This is a genomic window from Oceanibaculum pacificum (assembly GCF_001618175.1).
Taxonomy (GTDB): Bacteria; Pseudomonadota; Alphaproteobacteria; order Oceanibaculales; family Oceanibaculaceae; genus Oceanibaculum; species Oceanibaculum pacificum.
Genome location: NZ_LPXN01000093.1, coordinates 18078 through 33150, shown reverse-complemented (window position 1 = coordinate 33150; position 15073 = coordinate 18078). Strand labels below are relative to the sequence as shown.

The window sequence follows — 15073 nt, the reverse complement described above, 5'->3', positions numbered from 1 at the left end:
TCATGAGCGATACGATGCGCCCCGAAACGCTGGATCAGCTGCGTGACGCCGTGGCCTGGGCGGTGGCCGAGGAAACCCCGCTGGAGATCGTCGCGCGCGGTACCAAGCGCACGCTGGGCCGCACCATGCAGACCGATCATACGCTGGACACCTCCGCTTTCTCCGGCATCAGCCTGTATGAGGCCGACGAGCTGGTGATGAGCGCCGGCCCGGGAACGACGCTGGCCGAGATCGAATCGGCGCTGGCCGAGCAGAACCAGCAACTCGCCTTCGAGCCGGGCGATTGGGGGCCGCTGCTGGGCCAGCCGGCGGGCATGGGCAGCATCGCCGGCACCTTCGCCTGCAACATCGCCGGCCCGCGTCGCCTGAAGGCCGGGGCGGCGCGCGACCATATACTGGGCTTCAAGGGCGTCAGCGGCCGGGGCGAGAGCTATAAATCCGGCAGCCGGGTGGTGAAGAACGTCACTGGCTACGATCTGCCGAAGCTGTTCTGCAGCGCCTACGGCACGCTTACCGTCGCCTCGGAGCTGACCTTCAAGGTGCTGCCCGCGCCGGAGAAGACCTATACCGTGCTGGTTCTGGGGCTGGACGATGAGGCCGCCGCCCGCGCCATGGCCCTGGCCATGACCAGCCCGCACGAGGTTTCCGCCGCCGCCCATCTGCCTTCCGGCATCGCCGCCGGTTCCGGCGTGTCCTATGTGCGCGAGGCGGGGGCGGGGGTTACCGCGATCCGCGTCGAAGGCCCCGGCCCCTCGGTCGAGCATCGCTGCCGCGCGCTGCGCGCCCTGCTGGCCGGCTTCGGCCAGGTGGAGGAGCTGCACACCCACAACTCGCTCCGCTTCTGGCGCGAACTGGCGGATGTCGTCCCCTTCGCCGCGCGGCCGGATCTGCAGATCTGGCGTATCTCCGTGGCGCCGCTCAGCGGGCCGGCGGTGGCGGCCGCCCTGCCGGATGCGGCCTATTACTTCGACTGGGCCGGCGGGCTGGTCTGGCTGGGATTGCCGCCTGCCCCCGACGCCCATGCCGATGCGGTGCGCGCCGCCGTGGCCGCGACCGGCGGTGGGCACGCGACGCTGATCCGGGCATCCGCCGATGTCCGCGCCGCCGTGCCGGTGTTCCAGCCTCAGCATGCGGCGCTGGCCGCCCTCAGCCGGCGGGTGAAGGAGGCCTTCGATCCGCGCGGCGTGCTGAACCCTGGCCGCCTCTATCCCGGAGCCTGACGGATGCAGACCAATTTCTCCCTGGCCCAGCTTGCCGATCCGGATATCGCGGTGGCCAACGACATCCTGCGGTCCTGCGTGCATTGCGGCTTCTGCACCGCCACCTGCCCGACCTACGCGCTGCTGGGAGACGAGCTGGACAGCCCGCGCGGCCGCATCTACCTGATCAAGGACATGCTGGAGGGCGACCGCCCCGCCACCGAAAAGGTGACCAAGCATATCGACCGGTGCCTGTCCTGCCTGTCCTGCATGACGACCTGCCCGTCCGGGGTGCATTACATGCATCTGGTCGATCATGCCCGCACTCATATCGAGCGGACCTACAAGCGGCCCTTCACGGATCGCCTGGTGCGCAATCTGCTGGCCGCCATACTGCCGCATCCCGGCCGCTTCCGCCTGGCGCTGCTGGGGGCGGTACTGGCGAAGCCTGTCGCCGGGCTGCTGCCGGCGCGGCTGCGCGCGATGGTGAAGCTGGCCCCGACCGCACCGCTCGGCCGCTCGCACACCGACCGGCCGCAGATTTTCCCGGCGGTGGGCGAACGCCGCCTGCGCGTCGCCCTGTTGAATGGCTGCGCCCAGCCGGTGCTCGCCCCCGGCATCAATGAAGCGACCATCCGCCTGCTGACACGCCATGGCTGCGAGGTGGTGGTGGCGAAGGGGGCCGGCTGCTGCGGGGCGCTGACCCATCACATGGGCAAGGAGGAGGCCGCCCACGCTTCCGCCAAGGCGACCATCGCCGCCTGGATACGGGAAGTCGAGGGTGAGGGGCTGGACGCCATAATCATCAACGCGTCGGGCTGCGGCACCACGGTGAAGGATTACGGCTTCATGTTCCGTGAGGATGCGGACTGGGCCGGCAAGGCCGCCACGATCTCGGCGCTCGCCAAGGATGTAACAGAGGTGATGGCGACCCTTGGCCTGTCTGCGCCGGTGACCGAAACCGGGCTCGATGTCGCCTACCATTCCGCCTGCTCCATGCAGCACGGCCAGAAGATCAGGACCGAGCCGCGCGCCCTACTGCAGGCGGCGGGCTTCACCGTGAAGGAGGTGCCGGAAGGCCATCTCTGCTGCGGCTCCGCCGGCACCTACAACATGCTGCAACCGGAACTGGCGACCCGCCTGCGCGACCGCAAGGTGGCGAATATCGAGGCCACGCAGCCCTCCCTCATCGCCACCGGCAATCTCGGCTGCATGACCCAGATCGGCAGCGGCACCGGCATCCCCATCGTCCACACGGTCGAACTGCTCGACTGGGCCACCGGCGGCCCGAAGCCGCAGGTGCTGGAGCCGCGGGTTTAGGCGCAAGCGGCCGTCTCAAAGGGTATCGCCGATTTTATGCTGCCCCCTTGGCGGCGCGGCGGCGGCATTCCATACTCTACTTATGAAGCGTGCTTCTCTTTTTCTCGCATTGTTGCTGGCCGCCATCCTCTGGGGCGGGGCGGCGCATGCGACGGGGGCGAACTCACGCAACGATGCGCGGCTGGAGCCGCTGTTCCAGCAATTGAAGAACGCCAAGGACCCGGCGGTCGCCAAGCTTCTGGAAGCGCAGATCTGGCATATCTGGACCTGGACCGATATCGAGGACGTGAATCTGCTGATGCGCATGGGCATCGGCGCGATGGAACGCGAGGATTACGAGGCCGCCCTGCTGCATTTCGGCGAGATGGTGCGCATCGCCCCGGATTTCGCCGAGGGCTGGAACAAGCGGGCCACCGTGTATTACCTGCAGGGCAATTACACCGCTTCGGTCATCGATATCGAGCGGGTGCTGGAGATCGAGCCGAAGCATTTCGGCGCGCTGGCCGGCCTGGGCCTGATCTATCTGCAACTCGACCGGAAGAAGCCGGCCTTGCGGGCCTTCCAGAAGGCGCTGGAAATCCATCCCAACATGCCGAACGCGCGCGATGCGGTGAAGGATCTGCAGCGCGCCGTGGAGGGCGAGCGGACGTAATAGCCTGTTATCCCTCCTGACAAGCCTTGACCCTGATGCCGACGCGCCGCATCGTGTCGCCAAATCAGAAACGGAGGACCCCAGATGAAGACCATGCCTGTTACGCCCGACGATCTGCGCCGTTCGGTGCTGGCCGTTCCGCCGCTTGCGCGCAATGCCGATCTCAGCCTGAACAAGGCGGCCAACCAGGCGCTGGTCAAGCATCTGGAGGCTGGCGGCGTCTCCACGCTGATGTATGGCGGCAATGCCAATTTCTACAATATCGGCGCCGGCGAATATCCCGCCGTGCTGGACATGCTGGAGGAGATCACCGGCGCGCAGACCTGGGTCATCCCCTCGGTCGGGCCGGATTTCGGCCGGGCGCTCGACCAGGCGAAGATCCTGCGCGATCGCGATTTCCCCACCGCGATGATGCTGCCGCTGCAATTCCCCGGCACGCCGGAAGGCTCCGAGAACGGCATCCGCCGCTTCGTCGATGCGTTCGGCAAGCCGGCGATCGTCTATGTGAAGAACGAAGGCGTGCTGAACCCGGAGAATGTCGCCCGGCTGGTCGATGACGGGCTGGTCGCCGGCATCAAATACGCCATCGTGCGCGAAGACCCGCGCAAGGATGCCTATCTGGAGGAATTGGTGAAGCTGGTCGACCGCAGCTACATCATCAGCGGCATCGGCGAGCGGCCGGCCATCGTGCATCTGCGCGATTGGGGGCTGAACGGCTTCACCTCCGGCTCGGTCTGCGTCGGCCCGGCCGGCTCGATGGCGCTGCTGCGCGCCTTGAAGGCCAAGGATTACGAGCAGGCGGAGAAAATCCGCGCCAATTACATCGCCCTGGAGGATCTGCGCGACGGGCTGTCGCCGATCCGCGTGCTGCACGAGGCGGTGACGCTGGGCGGCATCGGCGATATGGGGCCGATCCTGCCGATGCTCTCGAATATCGGCGCGGAACACCACGCGGCGATCCAGAAGGCGGCCAAGGAATTGCTCGCCTATAACGCGCAGATGCTCGCTGGGGCTGAAAAAGTACCGGCCTGACGCGATTCGACCCGGCGATATGTCGCACCCCTTCCTCCCGGCGGTATAGGGTAGAACGCAGCCCTGACTGGCTGAGAGGAAGGAAGCCGAGATTTCCGCCGAGACGTCATCGCCGCTTGATACAACCGGCTGGGATACCCGCATTCGCGCGCTCTACGATTACTGGCGCGCGCGATGCCGGGGTGACCGTCTGCCGGGCCGGGCGGATATCGACCCGTTGGATTTGCCGCGTCTGCTGCGCTGGCTCTGGCTGGTCGATATAGTTCGTGACCCGCTGCGCTTTCGCGCCCGGTTGATGGGCACGGAACATGTGATCGCCATGGGCCATGATCCGACGGGGGAATGGCTCGATATCGCCTTTCCGCATTTCCTGGGCAGCGCCAATTACCAGGATTACGTGACCGTGGCGGAAGGCCGGCCAAGCTATCGCAAAGGGCCGCCGACCTATCACATCGACAAGCAGCATGTGGTGCTGGAGCGCATCATGCTGCCGCTTGCGGCCGACGGAATTAGAGTCGACATGATCCTCGCGATCACGGTTTATTTGCGCTCCTCCGACGTATCTTCCGGAAAGGCCTGACCATGCAGGATAGTTTCGATCTTCTCGTCGCCGGCGGCATTGCCGTCACCCCGAACGGACGGGAGCGCGTCGATATCGGCATTCGCGGCGGCCGCATCGCGGCGCTGGGCGATCTGCGCAACGCCAAGGCGGCGGAGGTTTTCGACGCTTCCGGCCTGATCGTGCTGCCCGGCGTGATCGACACACAGGTGCATTTCCGCGAGCCCGGCAACGAGCATAAGGAAGATCTGGAATCCGGCACGCGCGGCGCGATCCTTGGCGGCGTCACGGCGATCTTCGAGATGCCGAACACCAAGCCATCCACCACCGACGAGGATGCGCTGGCCGACAAGCTGAACCGCGCGCGGGGCCGCGCCTGGTGCGACCATGCCTTCTTCATGGGGGCTGCGCCCGAGAATATCGGCAATCTGGTCAGCTTGGAGCGGCTGCCGGGCTGCTGCGGCGTGAAAGTGTTCATGGGGTCCTCCACCGGCTCGCTGCTGGTCGAGGATGATGCGACGCTGGAGGCGCTGCTGCTGGACGGCGTGCGACGCGTCGCCGTGCATGCCGAGGACGAGATGCGGCTGCGCGCCCGCGCGCATGTCGCCAAGGAGGCGGGGCACCCCCGCGCCCATCCCGACTGGCGCGATGTCGAAACCGCGCTGAACGCCACCCGCCGGGTCTGCAACCTTGCGCGCAAGACCGGCCGGCGCGTGCATGTGCTGCATATCACCACCGCGGACGAGATCGACTATTTGGCCGAGTACAAGGATTTCGTCACCGTCGAGACCACGCCGCAGCATCTGACGCTGGAAGCGCCGGATTGTTATGACCGGCTCGGCAGCTTCGCGCAGATGAACCCGCCGATCCGCGACGCTGCACACCGCGCCGGCCTGTGGCGGGGCATCGCCACCGGCGTGGTCGACGTGCTGGGCTCCGACCATGCGCCGCACACCCGCGATGAGAAGGCTAAGCCCTATCCCGAAAGCCCGTCCGGCATGCCCGGCGTGCAGACGCTGCTGCCGGTCATGCTGGACCATGTGAATGCGGGAAGGCTGACGCTGGAACGGCTGGTCGATCTCGTCTGCGCCGGTCCGCAGCGGCTATACGGCATCGCCGGCAAGGGCCGCATCGCGCTGGGCTATGACGGCGATCTGACGCTGGTCGACATGAACGCCAAAAGAACCATCACCCACGCCATGATGGCCAACAAATCCGGCTGGACCCCGTTCGACGGCATGGAAGTCACCGGCTGGCCGATGGCCACCATCATCCGCGGCAATATCGTCATGCGCGACGGCGAGGTTCAGGACAAGCCCCTCGGCAAGCCGGTCCGCTTCACCGAGACGCTGAATGGCTAGATTGACCCCGTGGGGTCAAACGCTAATATTGGGGTCATGAAGCAATCCTCCGGGAGGGTGACATGGCCGACGTGAAAATCCGCAAGCTGAGCGACTGGGTCGTCGAGACCCTGAAAATCCGCGCGCGCAACGCTGGCCGCAGCCTGGAGGAAGAACTGCGCCTTGTGCTGACCGAGGCGGCGATGGGACCACGACACGAGGCATTTGACAGTGCTTCCACGTTCCGGGAGGAGTTGCGCCAAAAATATGGTGAGCTCCCGGATAGCGCGCCGGATATCCGTTTGGAACGCGATCGCCTGGGATGATCGTCGTCGATGCTAGCGTTGCGGCGAAGTGGGTGTTGCCGGAGGCTCATGATCAGGCGGCGCTTAGGCTGCGAGATTATTCCGATCTGCTGATCGCGCCGAATATTGCGCGACTTGAGGTTGCATCCGCCATTACGCGCCGCCACCGCACCGCTCATTTCTCCGAGGGAGATGTGCGTGGGGCGTTGGAGCAATGGCAGAATCTTCTGGCCAAGGGCGCATTGCACCTTGTGGCGATGGATGAATTGCTGGCATCGGCGGTCGATCTTGCGCTCGCGATCCGCCATCCTTTGCCGGATTGCCTGTATCTGGCATTGGCAAAACGCTTTGACTGCCCCCTCGTCACCGCCGACCGGACGCTGATCGAGCGCGGGGCCGCCGCGCATGCGAAGCTGCGGCTGCTGGACGAATGGCCGGGCTGATCCATTTCTAGGGCGTGTCCTCTTATTGAAGGAGCGCCCCGATGATGATGCGGCAGCTGGTTCTGCTGGTGGTTTGCGTCCTGGCTATCCCCGTCACCGCCCGGGCCGAGCTGTCCGAAGCGGCGCTGTGGCAGGCGTTGCGCGACGGCGGCAAGGTGGTGATCTTCCGTCACGCCATCGCGCCCGGCGGCGGCGATCCGGAAGGGTTTCGCGTCGATGATTGCGCGACCCAGCGCAATCTGAACGACCAGGGGCGAGAGCAGGCCCGGCGGATCGGGGCCTCCTTCCGCGAGAATGGCGTGACGGTCTCGCGCGTGCTGTCCAGCCAATGGTGCCGGTCGCTCGACACCGCCCGGCTGGCCTTTGTCGAACCCGAGCCATTTCCGCCCTTGAATTCCTTCTTCGCCGGCCGGGGCGACCGGAACCAGCAGACCGAGGATACCCGTGCCGTGATTGCCGGCTATACCGGGCCGGGCACGCTGGTCATGGTGTCGCATCAGGTGAACATCACCGCGCTGACCAGCATTTTCCCGGCCTCGGGCGAGGGGGTCGTCCTGCGCCCGGCGAAGGGCAGCGACGCCGGATTCGAGGTGCTGGGGCGATTGCGGATCGGCGATTGATCGCCATTTAGTGAACAGCGATTCATTCTTGGCCTCGGCTCTCCCTCTGCTATTGTTGCGCTGCAACAGGCCGTAAGGGCCGGAACGACAATGGGAGTTCACCACCATGACCGCTTGTATCGTCGGCTGGTCGCATCTGCCCTTCGGTAAGCATGAAGGCGCTGATGTCGAAAGCCTGATCGTGAAGGTCGCCGTCGCGGCGATGGAGGATGCCGGGCTCGGCCCGGACGATATCGACGAAATCTATCTCGGCCATTTCAACGGCGGCTTCGTGCGCCAGGATTTCACCTCGTCCCTGGTGTTCCAGGCCGATGACCGCTTTCGCTTCAAGCCGTCGACCCGGGTGGAGAATGCCTGCGCCACCGGTTCTGCCGCGATCCATATGGGCCTGAACGCCATTGCCGCGAAGAAGGCGAAGCGCGTGCTGGTGGTCGGCGTGGAAAAGATGACCGAGGTTTCCGGCCAGCAGGTCGGCGAGACGCTGATCAAGGCCGGCTATCTGAAGGAAGATGGCGACATCGAAGGCGGCTTCGCCGGCATTTTCGGCCAGATCGCGCAGAAATATTTCCAGAAGCATGGCGATCAGTCCGACGCCATGGCCCGCATCGCCGCGAAGAACCACAAGAACGGCGTGTCCAACCCCTATGCGCAGCTGCGCAAGGATCTGGGCTACGAGTTCTGCAAGACCGTGTCGGAGAAGAACCCGCTGGTCGCCGGCCCGCTGAAGCGCACCGATTGCTCGCTGGTTTCCGATGGCGCCGCCGCCCTGGTGCTGACCGATGTCGATACCGCGCTGGGCATGGACAAGGCAGTGATCTTCCGCGCCGCGCAGCAGGTGAACGACTTCCTGCCGATGTCGAAGCGCGACATCACCCTGTTCGAGGGCTGCGAGACCGCCTGGAAGCGCGCCTTCGCGCAGTCCGGCCTCGGCCTCGACGATCTGTCGCTGGTCGAGACGCATGACTGCTTCACCATCGCCGAGCTGTTGGAATATGAGGCGATGGGCCTCACCCCGCGCGGCAAGGGCCATGTCGCCATTGAGGAAGGCTGGGTTGAGAAGGCCGGCAAGCTGCCGATCAACCCGTCCGGCGGTCTGAAGGCCAAGGGCCACCCGATTGGCGCGACCGGCGTATCGATGCACGTTCTCTCAGCCATGCAACTCACCGGAACCGCCGGCGACATGCAGGTGAAGGACGCCAAGCTGGCCGGCATCTTCAACATGGGTGGTGCCGCCGTCGCCAATTACGTCTCGATCCTGGAGCCTCTACGCTAAGCGGCCGCCTGACGATCACGGACAGCCCGGCCCTCGCGCCGGGCTGTTTTCGTTTATGCTGCTTTACGCATCGACCTTCGATGTCTACCTTTATAGAAAATTATCCATAGAGGTAGAAAATGGCGCTCAGCATTAAGGATGACGAGGCCGACCGCCTGGCGCGGGAATTGGCGAAGCGGACCGGCGAGAGCCTGACCGAGGCGGTAACGCAGGCCTTGAAGGAGCGTCTCCAGCGGCTGCAGTTGCAGAAGCACCGGTCTTTGGCCGACGAGCTGGACGACATCGCCTTGCGCTGCGCCCGCCTGCCCCGACAGGACGGGCGTTCCGCCGACGACATTATCGGCTATGACGAATACGGGCTGCCGCGCTGATGGTGGTCGATACCTCGGCGTTGCTCGCCATCCTGTTCGACGAGCCGGAGCGGCGAGCCTTCAACGAGCGCATCGCGGCGGCCGATGTGCGGCTGCTCTCGGCCGGCACGCTGATCGAGGCGGGGCTGGTGGTCGAGGCCAGGGCGGGCGAGGCGGCCGGGCGGGAGCTGGATCTTCTTATCCACCGCGCCGGCTTCGAGATTGTGCCGGTGGATGCCGAGCAGGCGGAGATTGCCCGCGCGGCGGCGCGGCGCTTCGGCAAGGGGCGGCATCCGGCCGGTTTGAATTTTGGCGATCTGTTCGCCTATGCGCTGGCCCGCGTCACCGGTGAGCCGCTGCTGTTCAAGGGCGACGATTTCGCCGCGACGGATATTCCCGCGCTATAGCCTTGCAATGCCGCCGCACTTCCGCTGCACTGCGGCTGCCGGCGGGGTGTGGCCGGCGACGCGACGACAGGAACCCAAGCATGAGCATTCAGGACCGGGTGGGCGCGTTCTGCCCGCATGGCGATATCCGCATCGAGGGCAAGCCGGGCGGCCCGCTATCGGGCCTTACCTTCGCGGCCAAGGATCTGTTCGATGTGGCGGGCCATGTCACTGGAGCCGGCAATCCCGACTGGCTGGCGACGCATGCGCCGGCCTCGGCCACCGCATCCGCGGTGCAGAAGCTGCTCGATGCCGGGGCGAGTCTGGCGGGCAAGGTGATTACCGACGAGCTGGCCTACAGCCTGTCCGGCGTGAACATGCATTACGGCACGCCGGTCAATGCGGCAGCGCCGGACCGGCTGCCCGGCGGTTCCTCCAGCGGCTCGGCGGCGGCGGTGGCGGCCGGGCTGGTCGATACCGCGCTGGGTACCGATACCGGCGGTTCGGTGCGCGTTCCGGCGAATAATTGCGGGCTTTACGGCATCCGCACCACGCATGGAAGGGTGGCGAAGGATGGCCTGGTGCCGCTGGCCGACAGTTTCGACACGGTCGGCTGGTTCGCCCGCGACGCGGCAATGCTGGCGCGCGTTGGCGAGGCGTTGCTGGGCCCGCGCGAGCGCATCCCGCATGGCCGCATCCTGATCGCCAGCGATTGCTTCGCGCTGGCCGACCCGGCCGCCCGCGCGGCGCTGGAGCCGGCGCTGCAACAGGCGATCAAGGCGGTCGGTCCACGCCATTACCTGACCATCAACCCCGATGGCTTTCCCGCCTGGCAGACCGCCTTCCGGCTGATCCAGGGGCACGAAGCCTGGACCACGCATGGCGACTGGATCACCCGCACCCAGCCGAAAATGGCGCCGGAAATCATGGAGCGCTTCGTCGCCGGCAGCAAGGTGACGGCGGAGGAACTGGCCAGGGCGAACGCCGTGCGCGTCCGGGTGCGCAAGCGCATCGCCGCCGTGCTGCAGCCGGGCGACGTGCTGTGCCTTCCCACCTCCAGCGGCCCGGCCGCGCAGAAGACGATCTCCAAGGAGGCGGAGAACGCCTACCGCATGGCGATGCTGCAACTCACCTGCACCGCCGGGCTTGCCGGGCTGCCGCAAGTGACTTTGCCGCTGGCCAAGCTTGACGGCGCGCCGGTCGGCCTGTCGCTCGCCGCCCTGCCCGGCAGCGACTGGCTGCTGCTGGAATTGGCCGAGCGGCTGGCGGGGTAGGCCGGTCCGGCCCTACACGTCGTATTGCGCCAGGGTCGTCACCGGCATGTCGAGCTTCGAGCGGCCGTTCAGGAAGGTCAGCTCGATGATGCAGGCGGCGGCGGGGACCACGCCGCCGACCTTGCGGATCAGGTGCGCGGCGGCCGCCATGGTGCCGCCGGTGGCCAGCAGATCGTCGACCAGCACCACCTTCTGGCCGGGCTGCACCGCGCCTTCCTGGATTTCGATGGTGTCGGTGCCGTATTCCAGGTCGTAGCTGTGCTTCACCGTAGCACCCGGCAGCTTGCCCTTCTTGCGCAGCATGATGAAGCCGCAGCCGAGTTTCAGCGCCAGCGGAGCGGAAACCAGGAAGCCGCGGGATTCGATGCCGGCCAGCAGGTCGGGCTTGTGCGGGGCCATCGCCTCGGCAAGTTGCTCCACCGTGTGACGCCAGGCGGCCGGATGCATCAACAAGGTGGAGATGTCGTAGAACAGGATGCCCGGCTTCGGGAAATCCGGCACTTCGCGGATATGGTCCTTGATGTTCATGGCGGTTTTCCGTCTGGCGGGAAGCAGGTCGCGCAACTGTATCGGCCCCGTGGGCGACAGACAATGCGCGCGCCGGGGCTTCCATGTATGATGCCCCCGCACTCGCCCCCTCCCGCAACCTTTGCCGCGTGACGGCGTTAGCCCCCTGCATGACCGACACCTATCCCACCGACGCTCCCTTCGAGATGACGGATAGCGGCAGCGGCCAGGGCCGGCTGTTCCGGCCGCTTGGCGACTGGACGCTGGACCGCGCGGCGGCGCTGGATCGCGATCTGAAGCGGTTGGAGCCGTCCGCCGGCGCGGTGCGCATCGATGGCGGCGGACTGGGCCAGCTCGACACGGCCGGCGCATGGCTGCTGGTGCGCCTGGGCCGGCGTCTGTCGGGCGATCAGGCCGAACCGGCGTTCGATAATTTCGCCCCTGCCCACGCCGTGCTGCTGGAGCGCGTGGGTGAGACCGAGCGTGAGACGCCTGCCCCGCCCGCCAAGGGCAATGGCATTGTCGACTTCGTGGGGCGCATTGGCGGCGGGGTGGTCGGCGCTGGCCAGCAGGGCCGGCAACTGATCGGCTTTCTGGGCCTGGCGACGGTGACGATGGGCCGGGTGCTGCGCCAGCCCAGCCGGCTGCGCTATACCGCGCTGGTGCATCAGATCGAGAAAACCGGGCTGGATGCATTGCCCATCGTGGGGTTGCTGACTTTCCTGATCGGCGTGGTGCTGGCCTATCAGGGCGCGGAGCAGCTGCGCACCTTCGGGGCGGAAATCTTCACCGTGAATCTGCTCGGCGTGTCGATCCTGCGCGAGCTGGGAATCCTGATCACCGCGATCATTGTCGCCGGCCGGTCGGGCAGCGCGTTTACCGCCCAGATCGGCACCATGAAGGTGAATCAGGAGGTCGACGCGATGCAGACCATGGGCCTCGACCCCATCGAGGTGCTGGTGCTGCCGCGCATGCTGGCGCTGATGGTGTCGCTGCCGCTGCTGACCTTCTTCGCCGACATCATGGGCCTGGCCGGCGGCGGGGTGATCTGCCTGTTCCTGCTGGATATCCCGCCCGACCAATATATGCGCCAGCTGGCCAATGCGACCGACATCTCGCATTTCTGGGTCGGCATGGTGAAGGCGCCGTTCTTCGCCGCGATTATCGCCCTGGTCGGCTGCTTCGAGGGGCTGCGCGTCTCCGGCAGCGCGGAGAGCGTCGGCCGGCTGACAACGCAATCGGTTGTCGAATCGATCTTTCTGGTGATCATCGCCGATGCCGCCTTCTCCATCCTGTTTCAGGTCATGGGGGTCTAGGTGGCGGCAGCGGAAAATATCATCGAGGTCACCGGCCTGCGCACCCAGTTCGGCCGCCAGGTGATCCACGAGGATCTGGATTTCGCCGTGCGCCGGGGTGAGGTGATGGGCGTGGTCGGCGGGTCGGGCACCGGCAAGTCGGTGCTGCTGAAGGAAATTATCGGGCTGATCCGCCCGGCCGCCGGCGATATCCGCGTGCTGGGCGGCGATGTGCTGAATGACGAGGCGGCGATGCGCCGGGCGCGCGAAAGCTGGGGCGTGCTGTTCCAGGATGGCGCGCTGTTCAGCTCGCTGACCGTGGCGGAGAATATCCAGGTGCCGATGCGCGAGCGCGGCGGACTGTCCCAGGCGTTGATGGACGAACTGGCGCTGATGAAGCTGGCGCTGGTCGGGCTGCCGGCCAATGCCGGGCCGAAATTTCCGTCCGAGCTGTCCGGCGGCATGCGCAAGCGCGCCGGCCTGGCGCGCGCCCTGGCGTTGGACCCGGACCTTTTGTTCCTGGACGAGCCGACCGCCGGTCTCGACCCCATCGGCGCGGCCGATTTCGACGAGCTGATCCGGAACCTGCAGCAGTCCCTCGACCTTACGGTGGTGATGGTGACCCACGATCTCGACAGCCTGGTGGCGGTGACCGACCGGATTTCCGCCCTGGTGGACAAAAAAGTCGTGGTCGGCACAATGGCCGAGCTGATGGAGCTGGATCAGCCCTGGCTTCGTTCCTACTTCCACGGCGTGCGTGCCCGGCAGGTCGCCGGCATGGCCGCCCCCGCAAGCTGACCAGAGGTAGGCCCCCCGCGTGGAAACCAAAGCCAGCCATGTGACCGTTGGCGCCTTCGTGATCGCCCTGATCGCGGGGTTCTTCGTCTTCGTGCTGTGGCTCTCCAAGATCGACGTCGACAGCAATGTGACGACCTACCGCATCTATTTCACCAGCTCGGTCACCGGATTGCAGCAGGGCGGGCCTGTGCGCTTTCGGGGCATTCCGGTCGGGCGGGTCACGGATATCCGCATCGACCCGGCCAATGTGGAGCGGGTGCAGGTGACGGTGGAAATACCCGAGGATGTGCCGATCAAGGAAGATGCGGTGGCGTCGCTGCAGATCCAGGGCATCACCGGCGCCTCCTTCGTGCAGATCGGCGGCAACAGCCAGGAGAGCCCGCGCCTGCGCCCGGCGGAGGGGCAGCGCTACGCGGTGATCCCCTCGCAGCAATCGATGATCGATCAGGTGTTCGAATCGGCACCGGAGCTGCTGGACCGTTTCCTGGTGCTGGCTGATCGGGCGACGCAGATACTGGGGCCGGAGAATCAGGAATCCTTCTCCCGCATCCTGTCCGACATCAGCACCGTTACCGGGGCCATCGCCAAGCGCAGCGACGATATCGACGGCATTCTGGGCGATGCGCGCGGCACCATGGCCGACCTGCGCCAGGCGGCGGGAGATCTGTCTGCCCTGTCGCAGAATTTGCAGGCCAGCGTCAGCGAATTGTCGGACGAGGCCGGTGCTACCTTCGCCACCATCCGCGGCACCTCGATCGGCGTGGACGAGCAGGTGCAGGGTATCGGCGGCAAGCTGCAGGCCTCCCTGGCGCAATTGAACGCGGCGGCCACCAATTTCAGCCAGGTGGCGGAACGGATGGATAATCTGGTCGGCGATAATGAGCAGGCGGTCTCCGATTTCGCCAATCAGGGGCTCTATGAATTCACCTTGTTCCTGTCGGAGGCGCGGGGGCTGGTGTCCACCTTGAACCGGCTGACCACCCGGGTGGAGCGCAATCCCGCCGGCTTCCTGTTCGGCGACACGCAACGAGGGGTAGAGGCGGAATGACACGCTTGACCATCAGCCGGCGCACCGCGCTGGCGGGCCTAGGCCTCGGAACCATGCTGGCCTCAACCGGCTGCACGCCGCTGGCCGCCGTGCGCGGCGAGCCGACGCGGCTGTTCCAACTGCATCCGGCGAAGGAATTCGCGGCCGACCTGCCGCGCCTGACCCAGCAGATCACCATCGAGGAGCCGGAGGCGGCGGCCGGCCTGTCCAGCTCGCGCATCGCGCTGACCAGACACCCGTTGCGCCTGGAATATTTCGCCCAGGCCAACTGGACCGACACGACGCCCGGCCTGATCCAGACGCTGCTGGTGGAGAGTTTCGAGAATACCGGCAAGATCATCTCGATCGGCCGCGAGGTGGTGGGGCTGCGGGCCGACTACCAATTGAAGACCGAATTGCGCGAGTTTCAGGCGGAATATTTTAACGAGGCGAAGATTCCCACCATCCGGGTGCGGATGAACGCCAAGCTGGTGCGCATGCCGCAGCGGATCATCCTGGATTCAGGCAATTTCGAATATACCGCCCTGGCCGCCAGCGACCAGTTGATTGACGTTGCGGCCGCGTTCGACACCGCCTTGATGTCCGCCTTGCGCGCGCTTGTCGAATGGACCATGCGCATCGTCGACAGCGTTGACCGGGACATCACCACCCGGCGCCGGTAAGGGCCGACCA

Annotated in this window: 18 protein-coding genes; 17 read left to right on the top strand and 1 reads right to left on the bottom strand. The window is 66.1% G+C overall.

Going from position 1 to position 15073, the window contains the following annotated elements; genetic code table 11:
* The first annotated feature begins 2 nt into the window (after window positions 1-2).
* From AUP43_RS06540 to AUP43_RS06480, 13 genes are all read left to right on the top strand, one after another.
* Window positions 3-1220, top strand: a complete 1218-nt coding sequence (locus tag AUP43_RS06540; RefSeq protein ID WP_067554042.1) for an FAD-binding protein — start codon at window positions 3-5, stop codon at window positions 1218-1220.
* 3 nt (window positions 1221-1223) lie between these two features.
* Window positions 1224-2519, top strand: a complete 1296-nt coding sequence (gene glcF, locus AUP43_RS06535; protein ID WP_067554039.1) for a glycolate oxidase subunit GlcF — start codon at window positions 1224-1226, stop codon at window positions 2517-2519.
* Window positions 2520-2601: 82 nt separating this feature from the next.
* Complete coding sequence (locus AUP43_RS06530; RefSeq protein ID WP_084462612.1) at window positions 2602-3171, top strand: tetratricopeptide repeat protein; 570 nt, start codon at window positions 2602-2604, stop codon at window positions 3169-3171.
* 84 nt (window positions 3172-3255) lie between these two features.
* Window positions 3256-4203, top strand: a complete 948-nt coding sequence (locus AUP43_RS06525) for a dihydrodipicolinate synthase family protein (RefSeq protein ID WP_067554033.1) — start codon at window positions 3256-3258, stop codon at window positions 4201-4203.
* Between the two features lie 67 nt (window positions 4204-4270).
* Window positions 4271-4783: a PAS domain-containing protein gene (locus AUP43_RS06520; protein WP_084462611.1), complete on the top strand. Its 513-nt coding sequence runs from the start codon at window positions 4271-4273 to the stop codon at window positions 4781-4783.
* Window positions 4784-4785: 2 nt separating this feature from the next.
* Window positions 4786-6123, top strand: coding sequence for a dihydroorotase (locus tag AUP43_RS06515; protein ID WP_067554028.1), 1338 nt, complete (start codon window positions 4786-4788; stop codon window positions 6121-6123).
* A gap of 62 nt (window positions 6124-6185) precedes the next feature.
* Complete coding sequence (locus tag AUP43_RS06510) at window positions 6186-6428, top strand: FitA-like ribbon-helix-helix domain-containing protein (protein ID WP_067554025.1); 243 nt, start codon at window positions 6186-6188, stop codon at window positions 6426-6428.
* Window positions 6425-6850, top strand: a complete 426-nt coding sequence (locus AUP43_RS06505; RefSeq protein ID WP_067554022.1) for a type II toxin-antitoxin system VapC family toxin — start codon at window positions 6425-6427, stop codon at window positions 6848-6850. Before AUP43_RS06510 ends, AUP43_RS06505 begins: the two co-directional genes overlap by 4 nt.
* 41 nt (window positions 6851-6891) lie before the next feature.
* Window positions 6892-7470: a histidine phosphatase family protein gene (locus AUP43_RS06500; protein WP_232314896.1), complete on the top strand. Its 579-nt coding sequence runs from the start codon at window positions 6892-6894 to the stop codon at window positions 7468-7470.
* Window positions 7471-7576: 106 nt separating this feature from the next.
* A complete protein-coding gene (locus tag AUP43_RS06495; RefSeq protein WP_067554019.1) occupies window positions 7577-8743 on the top strand; it encodes an acetyl-CoA acetyltransferase in 1167 nt (388 codons plus the stop codon).
* Window positions 8744-8862: 119 nt separating this feature from the next.
* Window positions 8863-9114, top strand: a complete 252-nt coding sequence (locus AUP43_RS06490) for a type II toxin-antitoxin system VapB family antitoxin (RefSeq protein ID WP_067554016.1) — start codon at window positions 8863-8865, stop codon at window positions 9112-9114.
* Window positions 9114-9500 (top strand): type II toxin-antitoxin system VapC family toxin, encoded by a 387-nt coding sequence (locus AUP43_RS06485; RefSeq protein ID WP_067554013.1) that lies wholly within the window; start codon window positions 9114-9116, stop codon window positions 9498-9500. Before AUP43_RS06490 ends, AUP43_RS06485 begins: the two co-directional genes overlap by 1 nt.
* A gap of 80 nt (window positions 9501-9580) precedes the next feature.
* Window positions 9581-10753, top strand: a complete 1173-nt coding sequence (locus tag AUP43_RS06480) for an amidase (protein ID WP_067554010.1) — start codon at window positions 9581-9583, stop codon at window positions 10751-10753.
* Window positions 10754-10765: 12 nt separating this feature from the next.
* Here the strand turns inward: AUP43_RS06480 and AUP43_RS06475 are convergent, their stop codons facing one another.
* Entirely contained in the window at window positions 10766-11281 is a 516-nt protein-coding gene (locus tag AUP43_RS06475) for an adenine phosphoribosyltransferase (RefSeq protein ID WP_067554007.1), read from the bottom strand.
* 149 nt (window positions 11282-11430) lie between these two features.
* Here AUP43_RS06475 and AUP43_RS06470 point away from each other — a divergent pair, with 149 nt between their 5' ends.
* From AUP43_RS06470 to AUP43_RS06455, 4 genes are read left to right on the top strand one after another with little or no spacing between them, the layout of a single operon-like run.
* On the top strand, window positions 11431-12576 hold the full coding sequence (locus AUP43_RS06470) for an ABC transporter permease (protein WP_067554005.1): 1146 nt from the start codon (window positions 11431-11433) through the stop codon (window positions 12574-12576).
* Complete coding sequence (locus AUP43_RS06465; RefSeq protein ID WP_067554002.1) at window positions 12577-13353, top strand: ABC transporter ATP-binding protein; 777 nt, start codon at window positions 12577-12579, stop codon at window positions 13351-13353.
* A 19-nt stretch (window positions 13354-13372) separates the two neighbouring features.
* Window positions 13373-14401, top strand: a complete 1029-nt coding sequence (locus tag AUP43_RS06460; RefSeq protein ID WP_067553999.1) for an MlaD family protein — start codon at window positions 13373-13375, stop codon at window positions 14399-14401.
* Window positions 14398-15063, top strand: coding sequence for an ABC-type transport auxiliary lipoprotein family protein (locus AUP43_RS06455; protein ID WP_084462610.1), 666 nt, complete (start codon window positions 14398-14400; stop codon window positions 15061-15063). The genes AUP43_RS06460 and AUP43_RS06455 overlap by 4 nt, the downstream gene beginning before the upstream one ends.
* The last annotated feature ends 10 nt before the right edge of the window (window positions 15064-15073 follow it).

What these genes read in the sequence shown, in the direction of transcription:
- AUP43_RS06540 (WP_067554042.1), top strand. Translation starts at nt 3, where the DNA reads ATGAGCGATACGATGCGCCCCGAAACGCTGGATCAGCTGCGTGACGCC.
- glcF (WP_067554039.1), top strand. Translation starts at nt 1,224, where the DNA reads ATGCAGACCAATTTCTCCCTGGCCCAGCTTGCCGATCCGGATATCGCG.
- AUP43_RS06530 (WP_084462612.1), top strand. Translation starts at nt 2,602, where the DNA reads ATGAAGCGTGCTTCTCTTTTTCTCGCATTGTTGCTGGCCGCCATCCTC.
- AUP43_RS06525 (WP_067554033.1), top strand. Translation starts at nt 3,256, where the DNA reads ATGAAGACCATGCCTGTTACGCCCGACGATCTGCGCCGTTCGGTGCTG.
- AUP43_RS06515 (WP_067554028.1), top strand. Translation starts at nt 4,786, where the DNA reads ATGCAGGATAGTTTCGATCTTCTCGTCGCCGGCGGCATTGCCGTCACC.
- AUP43_RS06510 (WP_067554025.1), top strand. Translation starts at nt 6,186, where the DNA reads ATGGCCGACGTGAAAATCCGCAAGCTGAGCGACTGGGTCGTCGAGACC.
- AUP43_RS06505 (WP_067554022.1), top strand. Translation starts at nt 6,425, where the DNA reads ATGATCGTCGTCGATGCTAGCGTTGCGGCGAAGTGGGTGTTGCCGGAG.
- AUP43_RS06500 (WP_232314896.1), top strand. Translation starts at nt 6,892, where the DNA reads ATGATGATGCGGCAGCTGGTTCTGCTGGTGGTTTGCGTCCTGGCTATC.
- AUP43_RS06495 (WP_067554019.1), top strand. Translation starts at nt 7,577, where the DNA reads ATGACCGCTTGTATCGTCGGCTGGTCGCATCTGCCCTTCGGTAAGCAT.
- AUP43_RS06490 (WP_067554016.1), top strand. Translation starts at nt 8,863, where the DNA reads ATGGCGCTCAGCATTAAGGATGACGAGGCCGACCGCCTGGCGCGGGAA.
- AUP43_RS06485 (WP_067554013.1), top strand. Translation starts at nt 9,114, where the DNA reads ATGGTGGTCGATACCTCGGCGTTGCTCGCCATCCTGTTCGACGAGCCG.
- AUP43_RS06480 (WP_067554010.1), top strand. Translation starts at nt 9,581, where the DNA reads ATGAGCATTCAGGACCGGGTGGGCGCGTTCTGCCCGCATGGCGATATC.
- AUP43_RS06475 (WP_067554007.1), bottom strand. Translation starts at nt 11,281, where the DNA reads ATGAACATCAAGGACCATATCCGCGAAGTGCCGGATTTCCCGAAGCCG.
- AUP43_RS06470 (WP_067554005.1), top strand. Translation starts at nt 11,431, where the DNA reads ATGACCGACACCTATCCCACCGACGCTCCCTTCGAGATGACGGATAGC.
- AUP43_RS06455 (WP_084462610.1), top strand. Translation starts at nt 14,398, where the DNA reads ATGACACGCTTGACCATCAGCCGGCGCACCGCGCTGGCGGGCCTAGGC.